The following is a 21,438-nucleotide window of genomic DNA, read 5'->3' on the forward strand; positions in this document are numbered from 1 at the left end:
CGAAGAGTATCCCACCGAATCAGTCCCGCCAGAAGCGCCGATGCGCCGCGATCCACAGGTGTTCAGCCGGGATAGTCGACCAGCTTGCCATCCTGCAGGGTCAGGATCCGGTCCATATGCCGTGTCAGCGCCAGGTTATGGGTGGCGACGAGCACGCCGGCGCCCTCTTCCCGCACCATCTTGATCAGCGTGGCGAATACCCGCTCCGTCGTGCCGGGGTCGAGATTGCCGGTCGGCTCGTCCGCGATCACGAGGCGGGGATCGTTCGCCAGCGCCCGGGCGATGGCGACGCGCTGCTGCTCGCCGCCGGAGAGCTGTCCGGGCTGATGGAAGGCGCGCTCCTCCAGGCCCATCTCGCCGAGCAGGCTGGCGGCCTTTTCGCGGGCGGCCTTCTGCTTCACACCGGCGATCATCAGCGGCATCGCAATATTGTCGATGGCGTTGAACTCCGGAAGCAGGTGGTGGAACTGGTAGACGAAGCCGATCTTGCGCCGGCGCAGGGCTGTGCGGCCATTGTCGTTCAGTTTGAGGCAGTTGATGCCATCCAGAAGGATCGTGCCGGCTTCCGGGCGTTCGAGCAGGCCGGCGGTATGGAGCAGCGTCGACTTGCCCGAGCCTGACGGGCCGACAAGGCCAACCAGCTCGCCCGGCGCGATCCGCAGGTCCGTGCCGCGCAGCACGCGCAGCGCGCCGGCCTCGGTCTTGTAGGTCCGCTCGATCCCCTGCAGTTCCAGAACCGGTGCGCCCGTCATTCGAACCTCAGCGCTTTGACCGGGTCCTGCGAGGAGGCCCATGTGGCAGGAATGAGCGAGACGACCATCGACATCAGCAGCGCATAGGCGCCGGTGCTAAACACATCCGCCCAGTCAAGGATCGCCGGCAGGTGGTCGAGACCGTACTGCTCTGCGGGGAAAACCTCACCATCGATCGCGAGGTTTATCAGCGCCTCAATGGGGCCGATATTGAGGATGAACAACACGCCCACGGCCATTCCCAGCAGCGCACCCAGCGAGCCAAGCACAGTGCCGACCATCAGGAACACACGCATGACGCCGCCCCGGCTGAGGCCAATGGTGCGCAGGATCGCCACATCGCGGGTCTTGTTCTTCACCAGCATAACGACGCCGACGATGATGTTCAGGGTGGCGATCATCATGATGATGGTGACGAGCAGGCGGACCATCACCCGTTCCGTCCGCAGGGCGCCCAGATACGTCCGGTTCTTGGTCTTCCAGTCCTGCAGCAGCATCGTGTAGCCCGTGGCTTCGGAGATGCGCCGCATCATGATCTCGGTCGTATCCGGATCCTTCACGCGGATATCGAGCCGCTGGTAGCGGCCACGCGACTGGAACAGGATCTGGGCCTGCTCCATCGGCATGAAGACGTAGACATTGTCGAGTTGGGCCGAGCCCGTGCGGAAGATGTCGCCAACCGTATAGGCCTTGCTGATCGGGCTCTGCCCGACCGGGCCGGAGCGCATCTGCGAGGTGACGATCTCAACCCGGTCGCCAGGCAGGAGGCCCAGATTTGCGGCAAGGTACTGCCCGATCATGATGACGTCGCCGCCATTGCGCCCCTCGCCGAAACCGGCCGCGATGGCCGCTGCTCCGCCATCCGGCAGGATGGGCATGGTCGCCAGATCGGCCGGCGGAACGGCACGCACAACCCCGCCGGTACGCTGGCCGTTGGCGGAGAGTAGCACGAATTGCTCGATATACGGCGACACGCTGACCACACCGTCTACTGCACGCACGCGTGCGGCCAGTTCCTCAGCCTCAGCCTGGGGGTAGCCATCCACCGCCGCAGAGATGTGCGGCTCGCCGCCGAGCAGTGCGTCCAGCAGCGTCGCCCGGAAGCCGCTCATGATCGACATCGTGATGATCAGCGCGGCGACGGCAAAAAAGATGCCGACGAAAGAGATGACCGCGATCAGGCTTGCGCCGCCATGCTCCCGCCGGGCGCGCAGGTAGCGCCAGGCGAGCGTGCGCTCGAGCTTTCCGAAGGGGGCGGCGGCGGCCTCGTTCATCTGGCCGCCTTCAGCTGGGCCAGCACGTCGTCGATGCTGACATCGTGCTTTTCGCCGGTCTTCCGGTTTTTGACTTCCACCTTGCCCTCTGCGACGCCGCGCGGGCCAACGGTCGTCTGCCAGGGCAGGCCGATCAGGTCCATTCGTGCAAACTTGGCGCCGGCGCGGTCCTCGGTGTCATCATAGAGCACGTCGCGGCCTGCAGCGGTCATCGCGGCATAGAGCGTCTCGCAGGCCTTGTCGCACGCCTCGTCGCCCGGGCGCATGTTGATCAGGCCGACATCGAACGGAGAAACGGCTTCCGGCCAGACAATGCCATTCTCGTCATGGCTCGCCTCGATGATCGCACCAACGAGACGGGAAACGCCAATGCCATAGCTGCCCATCTGGACCGGAACCATCTGGCCATCCGGGCCCTGCACGACGGCGTTCATCGGCAGCGAATATTTGGTGCCGAAGTAGAAAATGTGGCCGACTTCGATGCCGCGGGCAGAGACCTGACGGTCTGCCGGGAGCTTCCCGAAGGCGTCGGCATCATGCATTTCTTCAGTCGCCGCATAGAACTGCGTGCGCTTTTCGACCTCAGGGGTCAGATCCGCCTCGAAATCGAGATCCAGCCCCGGCGCGGGCAGGTCGAGCAGCGCCTTGTCGCAGAACACGGCGCTCTCGCCCGTCTCGGCGAGAATGATGAACTCATGGCTCAGGTCGCCGCCAATCGGGCCGGTATCCGCGCGCATGGGAATGGCAGTCAGGCCCATCCGGTCGAAGGCGTTCAGATAGGCGCAGAACATCTTGCGGTAGGCCCGGCGCGCGCCCTCTTCCGTCAGGTCGAAGGAATAGGCGTCCTTCATCAGGAATTCGCGTCCGCGCATCACACCGAAACGGGGGCGCACCTCGTCTCGGAACTTCCATTGCTGGTGATAAAGGTTCAGCGGCAGCTGCTTGTAGCTTTTCACATAGGTGCGGAAGACATCCGTGATCAGCTCCTCATTGGTCGGGCCATAGAGCATGTCGCGCTCGTGCCGGTCCTGGATGCGGAGCATTTCCTTGCCGTACGCTTCATACCGGCCGGATTCGCGCCAGAGATCAGCCTGCTGCAGCGTCGGCATCAGCATCTCGACCGCGCCGGACCGGTTCATTTCCTCGCGTACGATCTGTTCGATCTTCTTGAGGACGCGGTAGCCGAGCGGCAGCCAGGAATAGATGCCGGCGCCGTTCTGGCGGATCATGCCGGTGCGCAGCATCAGCTGGTGCGAGACGATGGCCGCATCAGCGGGCGCCTCCTTGGCTACGGGCAGGAAGTATTTGGAAAGGCGCATGAATTGTCCGGGATGTGACCAGTGTTCGAGATCGCCACCTAGCCGGACCTAGACCGCCTGGGCAAGCAGGAGAGGAACGACGAGCGCAGTTATCCCTGTGATGACAACCGCGCCGGCCGTCGCCCAGAGGGCTTTCTTCGCCAGCATCGGCTCCTTCGGCGCGCCTTCTTCCGTTCCCGGCACGGTGGAGCCGTCCTCCCACTGCCCCTTCACCCCTATGGGGAGGACCGCGAAGAAGGTGATCCACCAGCCAAGGGTGAAGACGATAAGCGCGCTGAAGGGCGACATCAGTGACCGCCTTTGGGTGTTTCCATCAGTTCGACGAGGACGCCGTTGGAATTCTTCGGGTGGACGAAGATGATGAGCGTGCCATGCGCCCCGATGCGCGGCTTGCCGAGCACTGTGGCGCCTCGCTTCTCCATCTCGGTGACAGCCTGGTGGATGTCCTCGACCTCGAAACAGACATGGTGCTGGCCACCATTCGGGTTCTTCTTGAGGAAGTTGGCGATGGGGGACGCCTCGTTCAGCGGCTCGATCAGCTCGATCTGGCTATTGGGCAGGTTGACGAAGCAGACCTTGACGCCCTGTTCGGGCATATCGAAGGGCACGGTGATGTCGGTCGCGCCATACAGCGTCCGATAGGTCTCGCAGGCGGCCTCGATATCCGGCACTGCCACGCCGACATGGTTCAGCGGTCCGATGCGGAATTCACCCATTGCTGTCTCAGCTCCTCAATACAACCACTTCGATCATCGGCTTGATGCCAAAGGCCGCAATGCAGGCCTTGCGCAGAGCCCGGCCGAGCACCCGCTCGACCGCCTCATCATCCATGCGATCTTTCCGCGACAGGCTGTCAAGCGCGCCTTCTGCCGCTTCCTCGAGTGCGTCGAGGCTTTCCTCGGCGAGCCGGCCATCGGTTTCGGAGAGGCCTTTGACCACGATCACCGGACCGTCCACGGGTTTGCCGGATGCATCGAGGCTGACTGCGGCGAAGATGATGCCCGAAGCGCTGAGCCGCCGGCGCTCGCCCAGTCCCTGCGCGCCCTCCGGCACCAGCTGCGCGCCGTCGAGGAACAGACGGCCGGCCGGGACCTCATCGACGATCTCGGCATGGCCAGGGGCCAGGCGGATCAGGCTGCCATTCCGGGGGGTGACTGTTTCGGAAATCTGCAGCGAGCGGGCGTAGTTTGCGTGCTCGAGGATATGGCGCCGCTCGCCATGCACCGGCACGGCGATACGCGGGCGGACCCATTGGTACATCCGGCGCAGCTCATCCCGGCAGGGGTGGCCGGAGACGTGGATCGTCTGGGGCACCATGCGCGGCGTGATCACCTGAATTCCCGCTTCCGCGAGCGCGTTCTGCAGGCCGTAAACTGCGCTTTCATTGCCCGGGATCAGGCGGGACGAGAAGATGACACTGTCGCCTTCCTTCAGCACGACGTGCCGGTGATCCCCGCGCGCGATCCGTGAGAGAGCGGCGTTGGCTTCGCCCTGACTGCCGGTGCAGAGGTAAAGAATGTTTTCCGGCGGCAGGTACCCGGCTTCGGCTTCATCGACGAATTCAAGGCGCGCCGGCAGGATGCCGACCGCTTTCGCCGCCGCGGTGACGCGGTGCATACTGCGCCCGACGAGGCACACGCTGCGGCCCGCAGCCGCAGCCGCCTCCACGATAGATTTCACCCGCGCGACATTCGACGCGAAAGTGGTGACAGCGACGGCATTCTTCTGCTGAGCGATGAGTTCGGTCAGGCCGTGTTTGACCGTCTCCTCGGAGCCCGCCTCGCCTTCTTCGAAGACGTTGGTGGAATCGCATACCATGGCGAGGACGCCCTCATCGCCGAGGCGCGTCAGCGCAGCGACATCGGTGGTACCGCCGATCTGCGGGGACGGGTCGATCTTCCAGTCGCCGGTGTGCAGGATCAGGCCGGCGGGCGTGCGGATGGCGAGGGCGTTCGGCTCCGGAATGGAGTGGGTGAGCGTGACATAGGTCACCTCGAAGGGCCCTGCCCTGACGGTTGCGCCGAGCGAGACTGTTTTCAGCCAGCGGCTGTCGATGCCTCGTTCGTCCATTTTCGAGCGCACGAGTTCGCAGGTGAACGGCGTCGCATAGATCGGCGCGCGGGTATTCAGCTGCGGATAGATCAGGCCGACGGCGCCGATATGGTCTTCGTGCGCATGGGTCAGGAAGACTGCCTCGATCTTCTCGCCGATGAGATAGGACGGGTCGGCACAGATCAGCTCGATGCCGGGCGTATCGAGCGAGCCGAAGGTCACGCCGACATCCACGACGATCCAACGACGCGCGCCGGGCGAGCCGTAGCCATAGGCGTTGAGGTTCATGCCGATCTCGCCGCAACCGCCCAGCGGCAGGAAGACGAGTTCGTTCAGCACATCAGCGGAATCTGCCATCTTGTTCAGCGGTTCCGTTTCCAGATTTCGAGGAGGCCGCGGATGAGCACGTCCTGGTCATAGTGATCTATGGTTTCGCTGGCGCCTTCGAAGAGCGACGCAACGCCGCCGGTCGCAACGACCGTCATCGGGCCGCCGCGTTCTGCCTTGATGCGGCGGACGAGACCGTCGATCAGCTCGATATAGCCGAGGAAGACGCCCGATTGCATCGCAGATACGGTGTCCACCCCAATTACCTGGGCCGGTTTCTGGATCGCGATGCGGGGCAGCTGCGCGGCGGCTTCATGCAAGGCGCGCATGGACAGGTAGATGCCGGGCGAAATGATGCCGCCGACAAATGCGCCATCTCCCGACACGATGTCAAAGGTGGTGGCCGTGCCACTGTCGATCACGATGAGGTCGCCCGGATAGGCGACGTGCGCACCAAGCGCACTGACGATCCGGTCGGCCCCGACCTGTTCTGGATGGCGGACCCGCACTTCCAGCCCGGTCTTGAGGCCGGGTTCACCGACAAAGAGCGGCTCCAGGTTCAGGTAACGGCGGGCAAGGTTGCGGAAGTTGAACTGCGCCTGAGGCACCACGGAGGAGACGACGCAGCCTTCCACTTGCGACAGGTCCACCCCGTGCATGTCGGCAAGGCGCCAGAGCCAGGAGGCGTGATCGTCGGCTGTCTTGGTCGAATCGGTGGCACTGCGCCATTGGTTGACCCAGGTCTCGCCGTCATGCAGCGCGAAGACCGTATTGGTGTTGCCGACATCAATTGCGAGAAGCATGGATCAGGATCGCCCGAGGAGGTTGACTTCGCCCGCCCTTATGATGCGCGCCGACCCATCCGGCAACCGCAGGCGCAGGCCGCCATCGGCTTCCATGTCCTCGAAGACGCCTTCAACCGCCTGGTCACCGGTCCGGACAGAGACGGCCTGCCCCAATCCTTCGGCCCGGGCGAGCCAGTCCGTTCGCAAACTTTCAAAACCGGTGCGTGCCTGAAGCAGCCGCGCTGCGAAGGAGGCCCGAAGCGTCTCAAAAACGGCATTCACATCAACAGGTTGACCGCAAAGCGCAGACAGCGTCGTCGCCGGCTGGCCGGGGTTGTCCGGCATGGCCGACACGTTGATGCCGATTCCGGCGGCGATCCAGTGGACCGGGTCACCGCCGCCGGTTTCGACGAGGATGCCGGACACTTTCTGCCCGTCAGCGCGGACGTCATTCGGCCATTTCAGCTGGATTCCCGCAGTTCCGGCAAAGCGGGTCAGCGTGTCGGACACGGCGAGCGCTGCGGCAAACGGGATCCGCAAGGCGACCGGAATACCGCCGGGCTCGGAAAACAGCGCTGTGGCGTAAAGATTGCCCAGCGGAGAGAGCCAGGCCTTGCCCTGCCGGCCCCGTCCTGCGGACTGCTGGCCCGCGACTAGCCACTGGTCCTCAAACCTGCCTGTGGCCGCGCGGCGCTTGGCTTCGGTATTCGTGCTGTCGATCTGATCGAAACGAAAGACCGGCCAGTCCGCGCTCAAGGCATCAGCCCCGAGGCCGCGACACCCGCAAGGCCGCTGCTTCCGAGCTGGCCGATGAACACCATGAACACGATCCCCGCAATAATGGCACTTCCAAGAACCGCCAGCAGGACGCCGGTATCGACCCGCTCAAAGGCTTCGCGCGGCTCATCGAACCACATGATCTTCAGGAGGCGCAGATAGTAACCGAGTGAGATCACCGATGCGATCACGAGGAGGATCGCCAGCGGCACCAGATCGGCGTTCATCCCGGCCTGCAGCACTTCATACTTGCCAAAGAAGCCGCCGAACGGTGGCAGGCCTGCCACCGACAGGATGAGGATTGTTAGTGCGAGCGTCAGCACCGGCTGGCGCCGGGCGAGGCCGCCAAGTTCCTGGATGCTCTCGACCATCCCGCCTTCCCGGCGCATGGCGAGGATACCGGCGAAGAGACCAAGCGAGGAGATCGCGTAGATCATCGCGAACGTCATGAGCGCGGCCGCGCCAAGCGCCTGTCCGGCAGCGACGGCAATCAGCGCGTAGCCAACATTGGCGATCGAGGAATAGGCCAGGAGGCGCTTCACATTCGTCTGCGTCAGGCCGCCGAGCGCGCCGACCATCATCGAGGCGCCGGCGAGGATAGCTAGGATCAGCTGCCACTGATCAATCACGCTGCCGAACAGGGTGAACATGATGTTCGCAAAGACGACCAGCGAGGCGAGCTTCGGAGCGGAGGCAAAGAAGGCCACAACCGGTGTCGGGGCGCCTTCATACACGTCCGGCGTCCAGACGTGCATTGGCGCGGCCGAGATCTTGAAGGCAAGTCCGGTGATCATCAGCACCATGCCGAACATGGCCCCGATCGACTCGCCGGCGAGGGCGAGGGCCTCATAGGAGGTCGTGCCCGTAAATCCGTAGACCAGCGACGCACCATAGAGCAGCAGGCCGGAGGCCAGCGCCCCCAGCACGAAGTATTTCAGGCCGGCTTCGGAGGAGCGCGCGGAATCGCGGTGGAACGCCGCCAGGACGTAGGATGACAGGCTCAGCGTTTCGATGCCGAGATAGAGCGTCATCAAATCATTCGCCGACAGGATCACGCCCATGCCGAGCGAGGCGAGGACCATCAGGACCGGATATTCATACCGGGTGATCTTGTGGCGCTTCAGGAAGCTCTCGGAGATCAGCACAGCGACAGCCGCCAGCGCGAAGCAGATCACCTTCGCAAGATTCAGGAAGGTGTTCGTCTTCACAAGGCCGTCGAAGGCTGTACCGCCCTCAAGGTGCAGGAAGGCGAGCCCCGACGCTGCGAGCAGGACCAGCGCGGAGACCTTGTAGGACAGGCTGTTGAACCGGTCACCGATGATGGCGCCGAGGAGCACGAGCGTCAGCGCGGCAGCCGCCAGCCAGAGTTCCGGTGCGAGGGTCTGCACAATCGAGGTGAAATCGAGCATGGCTCAGTTGCCTCCAGCCATGAGCGAGAGGATCCGCAGGGTCGCCTCGCCGGTGACGCCGAAGATCAGGTTCGGCGCGACGCCGAACAGCAGCGTCAGGGCGGCAAGCGGCGCGATGCATATCCACTCGATCCGGTTCATATCTTTGATGCCCTCGAGCTTCGGATTGGTAACCTCGCCAAAGACCGTCCGGCGATAGAGGGTGAGCATGTAGACCGCCGAGAAGATCACCCCGAGCGCGGCGCCGGCGGCAGCCCAGGTTGCGGCCTGGAAGGCGCCGACCATGGTGAGTATCTCACCGACGAAGCCGCTCGTACCAGGCAAGCCGACATTGGCCATCGTGAACAGCATGAAGAAGCCGGCATAGATAGGCATCCGGTTCACAAGGCCGCCATAGGCTGCGATCTCGCGCGTGTGCATCCGGTCATAGACCACCCCGACGATCAGGAAGAGCGCGCCGGAAATCAGGCCGTGGCTCAGCATCTGGAAGATCGCGCCCTGGATGCCGGTCTCGTTGAAGGCGAAGATGCCGAGCGTGACAAAGCCCATGTGCGCGACGGATGAGTAGGCGATCAGCTTTTTCATGTCCGTCTGGCGCCAGGCGACGAGCGATGTGTAGACGATGGCGATGACCGCGAGGGCAAACATCATCGGCTGGAAGAAGGCGCTCGCATCCGGGAACATCGGCAGCGAGAAGCGCAGGAGGCCATAGCCTCCCATCTTCAGGAGCACACCGGCAAGAACGACCGAGCCTGCGGTCGGTGCCTGAACGTGCGCGTCCGGAAGCCAGGTGTGGACCGGCCACATCGGCAGCTTGACTGCGAAGGAGGCAAGGAAGGCAAGCCAGAGCCATGTCTGCACCGAGGGCGCAAAATCATGCTGCTCCAGGACTTCAAAGTCCGCCGAGCCCGCTACATTGATCATGTAGATCGCCGCAACCAGCAGCAGGAGCGATCCGATCAGCGTGTAGAGGAAGAATTTGAACGAGGCATAGATCCGGTCCTTGCCGCCCCAGATGCCGATGATCAGGAACATCGGGATCAGGCCAGCCTCGAAGAAGATGTAGAAGAGCACGATATCGAGCGCGGTGAACACGCCGATCATGAACGTCTCGAGCACAAGGAAGGCTACGACGTATTCCGTCATGCGCTTGGAAATCGAGTTCCAGCTCGCCAGCAGGCAGATCGGCGTCAGGAACGTCGTCAGCAGGATGAGCGACATCGACAGGCCGTCGACCCCCATCTTGTAGCTGATGGGTCCGTACCAGGCGTACTGCTCGACCAACTGGTAGCCGGTTGCACTGGAATCGAACGCCGCGAAGGCCGCAACCGAAAGCACGAATGTCGCGAGCGAAATGATGATCGCCGACATCAGGATGGCGCGGTTCTGCCGGGTTTCGTCCGACGCAGAGCGGCTGCCAGCCGTGGCCGCGCGCACCAGCAGGATCAGCAGGGCGCCCGCCAGCGGCAGGAAGGTCATTGCGGTGAGAATGGGAAAGCCGCCCATCAGCTGGCTCCTCCGGCCCGGAGCCACAGGATGCCGCCGAAGACGATGGCAGCCCCGATGATCAGGAACGCATAGTGATACAGGTAACCGGTATGGAATTTCGACAGGCGGCGCGCACTGAAGTTGGCGAGCGCGGCCATGCCATCAGGGCCGGCGCCGTCAATGATCTTCTTGTCGGCCTTCCAGAAGAGGTTGCCGAGCAGCGCAGAGCCCCGCACCAGCGTCGCCTGGTAGAGCTCGTCGAAATACCATTTGTTCGAGAACAGGGAGTGCAGCGGTCCGCCGCTGGCTGCGACGCGCGCGCCGACGCCGCGATTGAAGAAGTAGGTCATCGTGGCCACGAAGAAGCCCGCGATGGTGACCGTGAGCGGCGCCCAGAGCACCCATTCCGGCACGTAATGGCGCTGATAGAGGACATTGTTCTCGGCCGCGCGGTAGATTGCGCCGGCCCAGAAGGCCTCGTTATTCGCCTCGACAAAGGCGTCGTAGAAATACACGCCCGCAAAGATCGCACCGAGGGAGAGAAGGCCGAGCGGGATGAGCATCACCAGCGGGCTCTCATGCGGCGTGTGGTCGTGACCATGATGGGCGTCATCATGGGCATGATCATCCGCATGCGCATCGCCGTGACCATGGCCTTGAGCGTCCTCATGAGACGCCATCGGACCGTGGAAGGTCATGTAAATCAGGCGCCAGGAATAGAAGCTCGTCAGGAAGGCAGCGACAAGGCCGAACCAGAAGGCCATCTGTCCGAACATCACGCCGGCAGTCGCCCCGGCGAATGTGCTCTCGAGGATCGCATCCTTGGAGAAGAAGCCGGCAAATCCGAACATCGTGTGCGGAATGCCGAGACCGATGATCGCAATCGTGCCGATCAGCATTGCCGCGTAGGTCAGCGGCATGAATTTCACGAGGCCGCCCATGCGCCGCATGTCCTGCTCGTGATGCATTCCGTGGATGACCGAGCCCGCGCCAAGGAACAGGAGCGCCTTGAAGAAGGCGTGCGTGAACAGGTGGAACATCGCGGCTTCATAGGCGCCGATACCAGCAGCGAAGAACATGTAGCCGAGCTGCGAACAGGTCGAATAGGCGATCACGCGCTTGATGTCATTCTGCGCCATGCCGACGGTGGCGGCATAAAGCGCTGTGACGGCGCCGATGATCGTGATCATGCCGGCGGCGTAGAAGGTGTACTCATAGATCGGCGAGACCAGGCAGACGAGGTAGACGCCGGCCGTCACCATCGTGGCGGCGTGGATCAGCGCGGAGACCGGCGTCGGGCCTTCCATCGCGTCGGGCAGCCAGACATGCAGGAAGAACTGCGCCGATTTGCCCATCGCACCGATGAAGAGAAGAATGCCGATCAGTTCCAGCGCGTAGACCCGCTGGCCGAAGAACACCATAACCGCTTCGCGCGCGGGGGCGGCTTCGGCAAAGGCGACGGGAGTGACGACCGTGTTGTTGCGGATGGCGTCGAGCACGGGCCCGAACTCAACGCTGCCGAACACGAAGAACACCGCCATGATGCCGAGCGCGAGGCCGAAATCGCCGACGCGGTTGGTCACAAAGGCCTTGATGGAGGCGTCGTTGGGCGCCTTCTTCGTGTACCAGAAGCCGATCAGCAGATAGGACGCCAGGCCGACACCCTCCCAGCCGAAGAAGAGCTGGATGAAATTGTCGGCGACCACCAGCATCAGCATGGTGAAGGTGAAGAGCGACAGGTAGCTGAAGAAGCGGGCCTTGTGCGGCTCCTCGCTCATATAGCCCCAGGAGTAGAGGTGAACGAGCGCGGAAACGCCGGTGATCACCGCCATCATGACGATGGAAAGCGCATCCACGCGGATCGCCCAGTTGGCCTTGAACCCGCCGACATCAATCCACGGCATCAGCGTGATGATATGCTGTTTGAGTTCCTGCGTGCCGTGGGCTGCGCCGGCTGTTAGATAGGCGTCGAGCGCGCCATGGGCTTCTGCGCCGCCATGGCCGATGCCGGCGACATAGGCGAAGAGTTGGTAGAGCGACAGGATGCCGGCAGCGCCGACCGTGCCGGTCGTGGCCAGCATCACCGCCCGGTCGCCGATCCATTTGTGGAACAGGCCGGTTGCGGCCGCGATGCCCGGCGCAAGCACAATGAAGATCAGAAGGCTGTCAGGGAGCATACCGGTCTCAGCCCTTCATGAGGTCGATGTTCTCGACCGAAATATCGCGGCGGTTGCGGAAATAGACGACAAGGATCGCCAGCCCGACCGCTGCCTCCGCCGCTGCCACCGTCAGCACCAGCATGGCGAAGATCTGGCCCTGGATCGTGCCGCTGAACACGGAGAAGGCCACAAGGTTGATGTTCACCGAAAGCAGGATGAGTTCGATCGCCATCAGGATGACGATGATGTTCTTCCGGTTCACGAAGATGCCGACGACACCGATCGTGAACAGGGCAGCCGAAACGGCCAGATAATGCGGGAGCGTAATGTCCATCGGCGTCAGATCCCCTGCCCCGGTGCCGGGTCCTTGAGTTCCACAGCGTCCTGCCGGCGGCGCGCGGTCTGCTTGGCGACATCCTGCCGCTTGATGTGCGGCCGGTGGCGCAGGGTCAGCACGATGGCGCCGATCATGGCCACAAGGAGGACCATGCCGGACAGCTGGAACAGGAGGATATAATCCGTATACATCACGAGGCCGATTGCCTCGGCATTCGTCTCTGCGCCCGGCGCGGCATTGAACTCACCGGCTGGCACCTCGCCGCCCACGAAGGAGACAAGCGCCAGCTGCGCCAGGAGGACCAGTCCGACGAGGATGGCGAACGGCCAGTAGCGCAGCGTGCCCTGCTTGAATTCGGCAAAATCGACGTCCAGCATCATCACGACGAACAGGAATAGCACCGCGACCGCGCCGACATAGACAACCACCAGCAGCATCGCGAGGAATTCGGCCCCGATCAGCACGAGCAGGCCGGCTGCGGAGAAAAAGGTGAGGATAAGCCATAGGACCGAATGCACGGGATTGCGCGCGGCGATGACGAACACCGCCGACAATACGGCCACTGCCGCGATCAAATAGAAAGCGATCAATGCCAAAGCCTGTCGCCCCTTCCTGCTCTTGCTGCGAGCCTTTCGGCCCAGCCTGATTAGCCCCAGCGCCGCCCTAGCGGTACGGCGCATCCAATTCCAGATTCTTCGCGATCAGCCGTTCCCAGCGGTCGCCATTCGCCAGCAGCCGTTCCTTGTCATAGAACAGCTCTTCACGTGTTTCGGTCGCGAACTCGAAATTCGGTCCCTCGACGATTGCATCCACCGGGCAGGCTTCCTGGCAGAAGCCGCAATAGATGCATTTGACCATGTCGATGTCGTAGCGCGTGGTCCGGCGCGCGCCGTCTTCGCGCGGCTCGGCCTCGATCGTGATTGCCTGCGCCGGGCAGATGGCTTCGCACAGCTTGCAGGCGATGCAGCGCTCCTCGCCGCTCGGATAGCGGCGCAGCGCATGTTCGCCGCGGAAACGCGGGCTCAGCGGGTTCTTCTCGAAAGGATAGTTCACGGTCGCCTTGCGCCGGAACATTTCCCGTGTCGCGATCCAGAACGCGCCCAGAAAATCAGTCAGCAGCGCGCCGCGCAGCGTTTGCGCAAGGCTCATGACAGGCCTCCCACGAATGTCACATATCCGGCCACGAGAACCACGGCGACCAGCGAGGTCGGCAGGAAGATCTTCCAGCCCAGCCGCATCAGCTGGTCATACCGGTAGCGCGGCACGATGGCCTTCACCATCGCGAACAGGAAGAAGCAGAACAATACCTTCAGCATGAACCAGAAGAGGCCCGCGAGGCTTAGGAGAAGCGGCGGCAGGTTTGCCGTAAGCTCGGCGCCCAGCGCAATGGGGCCGTGCCAGCCGCCGAGGAACAGGATCGTCATCATCGCGCACATCAGCACGATGTTGAGATATTCCCCGAGCATGAAGAGGAGATAGGGCGTCGAACCATATTCGACCTGATAACCGGCAACGAGCTCGGATTCGGCCTCCGGCAAGTCAAACGGCGGCCGGTTCGTCTCGGCGAGCGCGGAGACGAAGAACATCACGAACATCGGCAGCATCACAAGCACCAGCGGGAAATACTGGAAGCTGAACACGTGCCAGTTCTGCACCCCGCCATCCTGGTTGTTGACGATGGTCGTCAGGTTCATGGAGCCGGCCAGCAGGATCACCGTGATGATGATGAGGCCGATGGAGACCTCGTAAGACACCATCTGCGCCGCCGAACGCAGCGAGCCGAGGAAAGGATACTTCGAGTTCGACGCCCAGCCGCCCATGATGATGCCATAGACGCCGAGCGACGAGATCGCGAACAGGTAAAGGATGCCGATATTGAGGTCGGAGATGACCCAGCTCGTTCCCGTCGCCGTGCCGGGCGCGACGGGAATCGCCGCCCAGGAAGCGAATGCCAGCGTACAGGTGAGGATCGGCGCCATCAGGAAGACGGTCTTGTTCGCGCCCGCCGGGATAACGATTTCCTTGAGCAGGAATTTGCCGAAGTCTGCAAAGGACTGAAACAGGCCGAATGGGCCGACCACGTTGGGACCCTTGCGCATCATCACGCCGGCCCAGACCTTGCGGTCGAACAGCAGCAGGAAGGCGATCGACAGCATCAGAACGAGCGTGAACAGCCCGATCTGGCCCAGCACCAGAAGCGGCCCCCAGAAGCTGCCAAGTGACTCGATTGCTTCGCTCATGGCGCCGCCCTACTCCGCCGCTAGCGGAGTGTCTAGGCGGCTTGCCAGCGCGGAGCACTCCGCCATCGTCCGCGACGCCCGCGCAATCGGGTTTGTCAGATAGAAATCCACAACCGGGCTCACGAACGGCGCCGCGCGGAGCGGACCTGTTGCAGCCTCTACAGGTGCCGAAAGGGCCTCCACCCCCTTCGCGCCGGGCGCATAGCCACGGCCGGAGAAAGGTGTGTTCTCGCCGTCCTTGCCGCGCAGCAGCGCCCGGAGCGCATCGGCGGTGTCATACGGCAGCGGCTTGCCCATCACGTCCGAGAGGGCGCGGAAGATCGCCCAGCCCTCGCGGGCCTCGCCTTTCGGCTGTACCGCGCGTTGGGTCATCTGCACCCGGCCCTCGGTGTTCACATAGGTCGCCGCCATTTCGGTGTAGGCGGCGGATGGCAGGATGATGTCTGCGCGGGCAGCACCGGCATCGCCATGCGAGCCGACATAGATCACCGTTGCGGCCCCGGTCTTGCCGAGGGCCACCTCATCCGCACCGAGCAGGACAAGCGTTTCGACCTCGCCGGACAGCATCGCCTGCGTTGCAAGACCGCCCTCGCCGGGCACGAAACCGGCATCGAGCGCGCCGACGCGGCCTGCGGCGGTATGAAGCATGCCGAATCCGGCCCAACCTTCCGTGATGGCGCCGGTTTCCTGCGCGAGGCGCAGCGCGGCATTGAAGATTGCGGCACCGTCTTCGCGGCAGAGCGCGGCTTCGCCAATCACGATCATGGGCCGCTTGGCAGCCTTGAGGACCTCGTGGAAACCGGATTGCGCCAGTGCGCCCAGCGCGTCTGCACCGGCGCCGATATGCTCATACGGGTAGGTCAGGTCGGCGGCTTCACCGATGACGCCGATTTTCAAATCGCCCAACAGCCAGGCCTTCCGGATTCGCGCGTTCCAGACGGCGGCTTCGCGGCGCGGATTGGTGCCGATCAGCAGGAGCGCATCAGCCTCTTCGACGCCCATCAGGGTCGGGTTAAGCAGGTAATGGGCCCGCTCGCCGGAGGTGCCATACTGGGCGCCTGCCGGGCGGCAATCGGTGCTCTTAACACCGAAGCCGCGGAAGAAATCGAGCGCAGCTTTCGCCTGCTCCACCTCGATCAGGTCCCCGGCGATCACCCCGATCTTCTCGGGCGCAACCGAGAGCGCTGCTTTGACTGCCGCGAAGGCTTCCGCCCAGCTGGCCGCACGCAGCTTTCCGTTCTCGCGGATGTAGGGGCGGTCAAGACGCTGGCGGGCGAGGCCATCCCAGACAAACCGCGATTTGTCCGAAAGCCATTCCTCGTTCACTTCCTCATTGATCTCGGGAAGGATCCGCATCACGGCGTCGCCCTTGGCATCGACCCGGATGGACGCGCCCATGGCGTCCATCACATCGATGGAGGAGGTCTTGCGCAGCTCCCAGGGGCGGGCGTTGAACGCATAAGGACGGGACGTCAGCGCGCCGACCGGGCAAAGGTCAATGACATTGCCGGAGAGTTCGGAGGTCAGCGATTTTTCAAGATAGGTCGTGATTTCGGCGCTCTCGCCCCGGCTGATCATGCCGAGTTCCTCAACACCCGCAACTTCCGCAGCGAAGCGCACACAGCGCGTGCACTGGATGCAGCGCGTCATGATCGTCTTGACCAGCGGGCCCATATACTTGTCTTCGACCGCGCGCTTGTTCTCGTCATAGCGCGAGGTCGGCCGGCCATAGGCGACGGCCTGGTCCTGCAGGTCGCATTCGCCGCCCTGGTCGCAGATCGGGCAATCGAGGGGGTGGTTGATGAGCAGGAACTCCATCACCCCGTTGCGCGCCTTTTCGACATAGGCGCCCTTGGTGCGCACGATGGGCGCGGAGCCATCGCGGTTCGGCCGCATATCGCCGACAATCTGCGCGCAGGAGGCAATCGGCTTCGGCGCGCCGTCCCATTCGACGAGGCACATGCGGCAATTGCCCGCCACCGACAGGCGCTCATGATAGCAGAAGCGCGGGATCTCGGCGCCCGCTTCCTCGCACGCCTGCATCAGCGTGTAGGACTTCGGAACCTCGATCTCCTGGCCGTCGATATTCAGCTTGAACGTGTCGGACATGGGGCTTCAGAACTCTTCGGAAGGGTGGAGCCGGGGCTTGCCCGGATTGTCGATGGCGTTGAGGCCGATGGCGAAGCGGGAAAACAGCAGTTGCGCCGCAATCACCAGCGGCACAAACACCGAGAACGGCACGGCGTGAACCGCATAGGCATAGAGATACATGCCGCCACTGATGATCCCCAGCAGCATCACGCCCCAGAGCGCCTTCACATACACGATGGCGAGGACCGCCAGAACCGCCGTGAGCGCAGACACCGCAGCGCCCGCCATCAGGTATCCTGCCGGCGGCAGGCTCGGCCCATTGGTGAAGCGCTGCATCAGGTAGCCGAGCACATACGCCGCAACCGCATGGATGGCCGCCAGCGAGAGGCACCAGGATACGATCAGGATGGCACGGGTGAGGCTCACAGGCGTGCGGGTCCTATTCTGCGGCGGTTATGACAGCGCCCTGCACGAGCGCGCGGGGGCTGCGGTACTGGGAGATACGGTCTTCGATTTCGTGCCGGAAATGACGGATCAGCCCCTGGATCGGCCAGGCGGCGGCATCGCCGAGCGCGCAGATCGTGTGGCCTTCGACCTGCTTGGTCACGTCCAGCAGCGTGTCGATTTCGTCATGCTCAGCCTCGCCGCGCACCATGCGCTCCAGCACGCGCCACATCCAGCCGGTGCCTTCCCGGCAGGGTGTGCACTGACCGCAGCTCTCGTGCTTGTAGAAGTAAGCGAGGCGCGCAATGGCGCGGATCAGGTCCGTCTGCTTGTCCATGACGATGACTGCCGCCGTGCCGAGGCCGGATTTCAGGTCACGCAGCGTGTCGAAATCCATATGCGCGTCCATGATCTGCTCGGCCGGCACCATCGGCACAGATGATCCGCCCGGAATGACCGCCTTCAGATTATCCCAGCCGCCGCGAATGCCGCCGCAATGGGTTTCGATCAGATCACGGAAGGTGATCGACATCTCTTCTTCGACATTGCACGGCTTGTTCACATGGCCGGAAATGCAGAACAGTTTCGTGCCAGCATTGTTCGGGCGGCCAAATCCGGCAAACCATTGTGCCCCGCGCCGCAGGATCGTTGGCGCCACCGCAATCGACTCGACATTATTGACCGTGGTCGGACAACCATAGAGGCCGGCATTGGCCGGGAATGGCGGCTTCAGGCGCGGCTGGCCTTTCTTGCCCTCGAGGCTTTCGAGCAGCGCGGTTTCCTCGCCGCAGATATAGGCGCCGGCGCCGTGATGGACGTAGATGTCGAAATCCCAGCCATTCACATTGTTCTCGCCGATCAGCTTCGCTTCATAGGCTTCCTTGATCGCCTTCTCCAGCGCATGGCGCTCCGCAATGTATTCGCCGCGGATGTAGACATAGCATTTGTGCGCGCGCATCGCGCGGCTGGCCACCATGCAGCCCTCGATCAGCAGGTGCGGATCATGGCGCAGGATTTCGCGGTCCTTGCAGGTGCCAGGCTCGGACTCGTCGGCATTGACGACGAGATAATGCGGCCGGTCGCGCACTTCCTTCGGCATGAAGGTCCATTTGAGGCCGGTCGGGAAGCCTGCCCCACCCCGCCCGCGCAGGCCCGAAGCCTTGATCTGGTCGCAGATCCAGTCCGGCCCCTGGGCGAGCATTTCGCGCGTCAGGTGCCAGGCGCCGCGTTTCTTCGCAGCTTCGAGGCCCGGCGAATGCAGGCCGTAAAGATTGGTGAAAATCCGGTCCTTGTCCTGGAGCATCTTACGCCTCCTTTGCCGGCTCGGCGCCGGGCAGGTTAGGAAGGGCCTCGATCCGGTTCCGGCTGCCATCGAACAGTGCCGGGTCGGTGAGCGCCGACGTGCCGCCCTCCGGCGCGCTGTTCACCCGGTCGATCTGCGGGCCGGGGGTTACATCCGCGCCATTCTTCAGCCTGCCGATTATCTTCGCGAAGGAGTCCGGCGTCAGGTCTTCGAAATAGTCGTCATTGATCTGCACCATGGGCGCGTTCACACAAGCGCCGAGGCATTCCACCTCTTCCCATGACAGACGGCGATCATCCGTCACATACATCGGCTGGCCAATTTCGCGCTGGCAGACTTCCTTCAGCGCTTCGGCGCCCCGGAGCTGGCACGGCGTCGTCCCGCAAAGCTGGACATGGAATTTGCCGACCGGCTGCAGGCGGAACATCGTGTAGAAGGTCGCCACCTCATAGACGCGGATGTAGGGCATCTCCAGCCGGTCGGCGACTTCGCGCATCGCCGGCTCGGACAGCCAGCCATTGTTGTCCTTCTGCGCCAGCCAGAGCAGCGGAATAACAGCCGAGCGCTGCTTGTCCGCCGGGTATTTCGCCCGCCAGAACGCGATCTTGTCTTCCGTCTCGGGCTTGAACGAGAAGCTCCCGCCTCCTGCCTCGAGATCAAACCGGCGCAACGCCATCTACTGCTCCTTCCCGCGCGGGATGCTCACCCGCCCGGCTTCATCGATCGGCCAGAAGGGATTGAATGCCACTTCCCAGGCATTCCCTTCCGGATCCGCAAAATAACCTGAATACCCACCCCAATAGGCCTTGTGCGGCGGCTTGGGGATACTCACACCCGCCTCGGCAAGGCGCGCAAAGATCCCGTCGACTTCCGCTTCCGACCGCGCATTGAAGGCAAGCGCAAATCCTTTGAAGCCAGTCCGGCTCCCTTCGGCGAGACCTGCATCGTCAGCAAGTTTGGTCTCGTCCCATAGGCCGACGACCATCCCGCCCGCATTGAAAAAGGCAACCTCACCCTTCACACCTCGATCTTCAAAGCCGAGAACATCCGTGTAGAAACGGATCATGCCGGCAAGGTCCCGGACCCCGAGCGTGATCACCGATACACGTTGTTCCGGCAGCACGCCCATCAGACCGCCCCTGCCCTTGCAAAATCGACCCGCGCGATCTTGCCGTGGCGGATCGTGTAGATTGCCGCAACTTCAAACTGCTCACCACCGGGAGAGCGCTCGACCGCTTCATGATCGATGACAGTCGAGCCGAGATCGATCCGGTTCACGAGCTTTGCCCGGTTCTTCGGAAACTGGAAGAACAGTTCCTCATGACGCTGGCGGATGGCGGGAAGGCCCTTATGGGTCACTGCGCCATTGAGGCCGGCTAGCTCCGCGTCCTCGGCATAGCATCCGAGAAAGGCGTCGATGTCCTGCCGGTTGTAGGCGTCGAGCTGGCGCTGGACGAGATCGCTGGAGGCCGTCACCGGTCGATCTCCCCGAACACGATATCGAGCGTTCCGAGAATGGCCGAAACGTCCGCCAGCTGATGACCCTTGCACAGGAAGTCCATCGCCTGAAGGTGCGGATAGCCCGGCGCGCGGATCTTGGCGCGGTAGGGGCGGTTTGTCCCATCGGCGACGAGATACACCCCGAACTCGCCCTTCGGCGCTTCGACGGCGGCGTAGCATTCGCCTTCGGGAACGTGGAAGCCTTCCGTATACAGCTTGAAGTGATGGATCAGCGCTTCCATCGAATTCTTCATTTCCGCGCGGCGCGGCGGCGACAGCTTCGACCCCGCCAGCAGGACCGGGCCCGGACCATCCTTCGCCATCAGCTCGATACATTGCTGGATGATCTTTGTAGACTCGCGCATCTCATCCATACGGCAGACATAGCGGTCGTAATTGTCGCCATGCTTGCCGACCGGCACCTTGAACTTCAGCTCGCTGTAGCACTCATAGGGCTGCGAGCGGCGCAAATCCCAGGCAAGCCCGGACCCGCGCACCATGACGCCCGAGAATCCCCAATCGAGGATCGTGCGCTGATCGACCACACCGATGTCCACATTGCGCTGCTTGAAGATCCGGTTCTCGGTAACGAGGCCTTCGATCTGGTCGAGCTTGCCGGGGAACTGTTTGCACCAGGCAGCGATATCATCGATCAGCCGCTGCGGCAGGTCCTGATGGACGCCGCCGGGGCGGAAATAGGCCGCATGCATCCGGCTACCCGAGGCGCGCTCATAGAACACGCAGAGTTTCTCGCGCTCCTCGAAGCACCAGGTGATCGGCGTCAGGGCGCCAACGTCCATCACGCCGGTACCGACGTTCAGGAGGTGCGACATGATCCGTCCGATCTCGGAATACATGACGCGGATCAGGCTCGCGCGGCGCGGAACCTCAACGCCCAGCAGCTTCTCGATGGCGAGGCACCAGGCATGTTCCTGGTTCATCGGCGAGCAGTAATCCAGCCGGTCGAAATAAGGCAGGCCCTGCAGGTAGGTCTTGTATTCCAGGAGCTTCTCGGTGCCCCGGTGCAAGAGGCCGATATGGCTGTCCACACGGGTGACGATCTCGCCGTCGAGATCGAGGATCATGCGGAGCACGCCGTGCGCGGCCGGGTGCTGGGGTCCGAAGTTCAGGGTGAACTTGCGGTCTTCGCCTTCGGTGATGTGGGCGGTGTCGGCCATGGC

At 63.1% G+C, this 21,438-nt stretch carries 22 protein-coding genes; all 22 read right to left on the reverse strand.

Annotated features, from left to right (window positions below):
* Positions 1-62 precede the first annotated feature (62 nt).
* Positions 63-752, reverse strand: coding sequence for an ABC transporter ATP-binding protein (locus ACK4SV_RS08190; protein ID WP_409917328.1), 690 nt, complete (start codon positions 750-752; stop codon positions 63-65).
* On the reverse strand, positions 749-2,026 hold the full coding sequence (locus ACK4SV_RS08195; RefSeq protein ID WP_409917329.1) for an ABC transporter permease: 1,278 nt from the start codon (positions 2,024-2,026) through the stop codon (positions 749-751). The genes ACK4SV_RS08190 and ACK4SV_RS08195 overlap by 4 nt, the downstream gene beginning before the upstream one ends.
* A complete protein-coding gene (proS, locus tag ACK4SV_RS08200; RefSeq protein ID WP_409917330.1) occupies positions 2,023-3,345 on the reverse strand; it encodes a proline--tRNA ligase in 1,323 nt (440 codons plus the stop codon). Before proS ends, ACK4SV_RS08195 begins: the two co-directional genes overlap by 4 nt.
* 48 nt (positions 3,346-3,393) lie before the next feature.
* A complete protein-coding gene (locus ACK4SV_RS08205; RefSeq protein ID WP_409917331.1) occupies positions 3,394-3,633 on the reverse strand; it encodes a DUF1467 family protein in 240 nt (79 codons plus the stop codon).
* A complete protein-coding gene (mce, locus tag ACK4SV_RS08210; RefSeq protein WP_409917332.1) occupies positions 3,633-4,061 on the reverse strand; it encodes a methylmalonyl-CoA epimerase in 429 nt (142 codons plus the stop codon). Before mce ends, ACK4SV_RS08205 begins: the two co-directional genes overlap by 1 nt.
* 7 nt (positions 4,062-4,068) lie before the next feature.
* Complete coding sequence (locus ACK4SV_RS08215) at positions 4,069-5,754, reverse strand: ribonuclease J (RefSeq protein WP_409917333.1); 1,686 nt, start codon at positions 5,752-5,754, stop codon at positions 4,069-4,071.
* A 5-nt stretch (positions 5,755-5,759) separates the two neighbouring features.
* Positions 5,760-6,527 (reverse strand): type III pantothenate kinase, encoded by a 768-nt coding sequence (locus tag ACK4SV_RS08220; RefSeq protein WP_409917334.1) that lies wholly within the window; start codon positions 6,525-6,527, stop codon positions 5,760-5,762.
* Between the two features lie 3 nt (positions 6,528-6,530).
* A complete protein-coding gene (locus tag ACK4SV_RS08225) occupies positions 6,531-7,265 on the reverse strand; it encodes a biotin--[acetyl-CoA-carboxylase] ligase (RefSeq protein ID WP_409917335.1) in 735 nt (244 codons plus the stop codon).
* Complete coding sequence (gene nuoN / locus ACK4SV_RS08230) at positions 7,262-8,695, reverse strand: NADH-quinone oxidoreductase subunit NuoN (RefSeq protein ID WP_409917336.1); 1,434 nt, start codon at positions 8,693-8,695, stop codon at positions 7,262-7,264. The genes ACK4SV_RS08225 and nuoN overlap by 4 nt, the downstream gene beginning before the upstream one ends.
* Positions 8,696-8,698: 3 nt before the next feature.
* Positions 8,699-10,201 carry an NADH-quinone oxidoreductase subunit M gene (locus ACK4SV_RS08235; protein WP_409917337.1) on the reverse strand — a complete coding sequence of 501 codons (1,503 nt, stop codon included), beginning with the start codon at positions 10,199-10,201 and terminating at the stop codon, positions 8,699-8,701.
* A complete protein-coding gene (gene nuoL, locus ACK4SV_RS08240; protein WP_409917338.1) occupies positions 10,201-12,360 on the reverse strand; it encodes an NADH-quinone oxidoreductase subunit L in 2,160 nt (719 codons plus the stop codon). The genes ACK4SV_RS08235 and nuoL overlap by 1 nt, the downstream gene beginning before the upstream one ends.
* A 7-nt stretch (positions 12,361-12,367) precedes the next feature.
* Positions 12,368-12,676 (reverse strand): NADH-quinone oxidoreductase subunit NuoK, encoded by a 309-nt coding sequence (nuoK, locus tag ACK4SV_RS08245; protein ID WP_409917339.1) that lies wholly within the window; start codon positions 12,674-12,676, stop codon positions 12,368-12,370.
* A 5-nt stretch (positions 12,677-12,681) separates the two neighbouring features.
* Positions 12,682-13,275 (reverse strand): NADH-quinone oxidoreductase subunit J, encoded by a 594-nt coding sequence (locus tag ACK4SV_RS08250; protein ID WP_409917340.1) that lies wholly within the window; start codon positions 13,273-13,275, stop codon positions 12,682-12,684.
* A 67-nt stretch (positions 13,276-13,342) separates the two neighbouring features.
* On the reverse strand, positions 13,343-13,828 hold the full coding sequence (gene nuoI, locus ACK4SV_RS08255; RefSeq protein WP_409917341.1) for an NADH-quinone oxidoreductase subunit NuoI: 486 nt from the start codon (positions 13,826-13,828) through the stop codon (positions 13,343-13,345).
* A complete protein-coding gene (gene nuoH / locus ACK4SV_RS08260) occupies positions 13,825-14,919 on the reverse strand; it encodes an NADH-quinone oxidoreductase subunit NuoH (protein ID WP_409917342.1) in 1,095 nt (364 codons plus the stop codon). Before nuoH ends, nuoI begins: the two co-directional genes overlap by 4 nt.
* A 9-nt stretch (positions 14,920-14,928) precedes the next feature.
* Positions 14,929-17,028, reverse strand: a complete 2,100-nt coding sequence (nuoG, locus tag ACK4SV_RS08265; RefSeq protein WP_409917343.1) for an NADH-quinone oxidoreductase subunit NuoG — start codon at positions 17,026-17,028, stop codon at positions 14,929-14,931.
* Positions 17,029-17,034: 6 nt separating this feature from the next.
* Complete coding sequence (locus ACK4SV_RS08270; RefSeq protein WP_409917344.1) at positions 17,035-17,436, reverse strand: hypothetical protein; 402 nt, start codon at positions 17,434-17,436, stop codon at positions 17,035-17,037.
* 13 nt (positions 17,437-17,449) lie between these two features.
* A complete protein-coding gene (gene nuoF, locus ACK4SV_RS08275) occupies positions 17,450-18,757 on the reverse strand; it encodes an NADH-quinone oxidoreductase subunit NuoF (RefSeq protein ID WP_409917345.1) in 1,308 nt (435 codons plus the stop codon).
* A 1-nt stretch (position 18,758) separates the two neighbouring features.
* Positions 18,759-19,433, reverse strand: coding sequence for an NADH-quinone oxidoreductase subunit NuoE (gene nuoE / locus ACK4SV_RS08280; RefSeq protein ID WP_409917346.1), 675 nt, complete (start codon positions 19,431-19,433; stop codon positions 18,759-18,761).
* Entirely contained in the window at positions 19,434-19,886 is a 453-nt protein-coding gene (locus ACK4SV_RS08285) for a VOC family protein (protein WP_409917347.1), read from the reverse strand.
* The gene (locus tag ACK4SV_RS08290; RefSeq protein ID WP_409917348.1) at positions 19,886-20,233 is read right to left on the reverse strand and encodes a nuclear transport factor 2 family protein; all 348 of its coding nucleotides are present in this window, start codon (positions 20,231-20,233) and stop codon (positions 19,886-19,888) included. The genes ACK4SV_RS08285 and ACK4SV_RS08290 overlap by 1 nt, the downstream gene beginning before the upstream one ends.
* Positions 20,230-21,435 (reverse strand): NADH-quinone oxidoreductase subunit D, encoded by a 1,206-nt coding sequence (locus ACK4SV_RS08295; RefSeq protein WP_409917349.1) that lies wholly within the window; start codon positions 21,433-21,435, stop codon positions 20,230-20,232. The genes ACK4SV_RS08290 and ACK4SV_RS08295 overlap by 4 nt, the downstream gene beginning before the upstream one ends.
* Positions 21,436-21,438: the final 3 nt, after the last annotated feature.

Source organism: Hyphomonas sp., from assembly GCF_046313735.1.
In the GTDB taxonomy this organism is placed as follows: Bacteria; Pseudomonadota; Alphaproteobacteria; order Caulobacterales; family Hyphomonadaceae; genus Hyphomonas.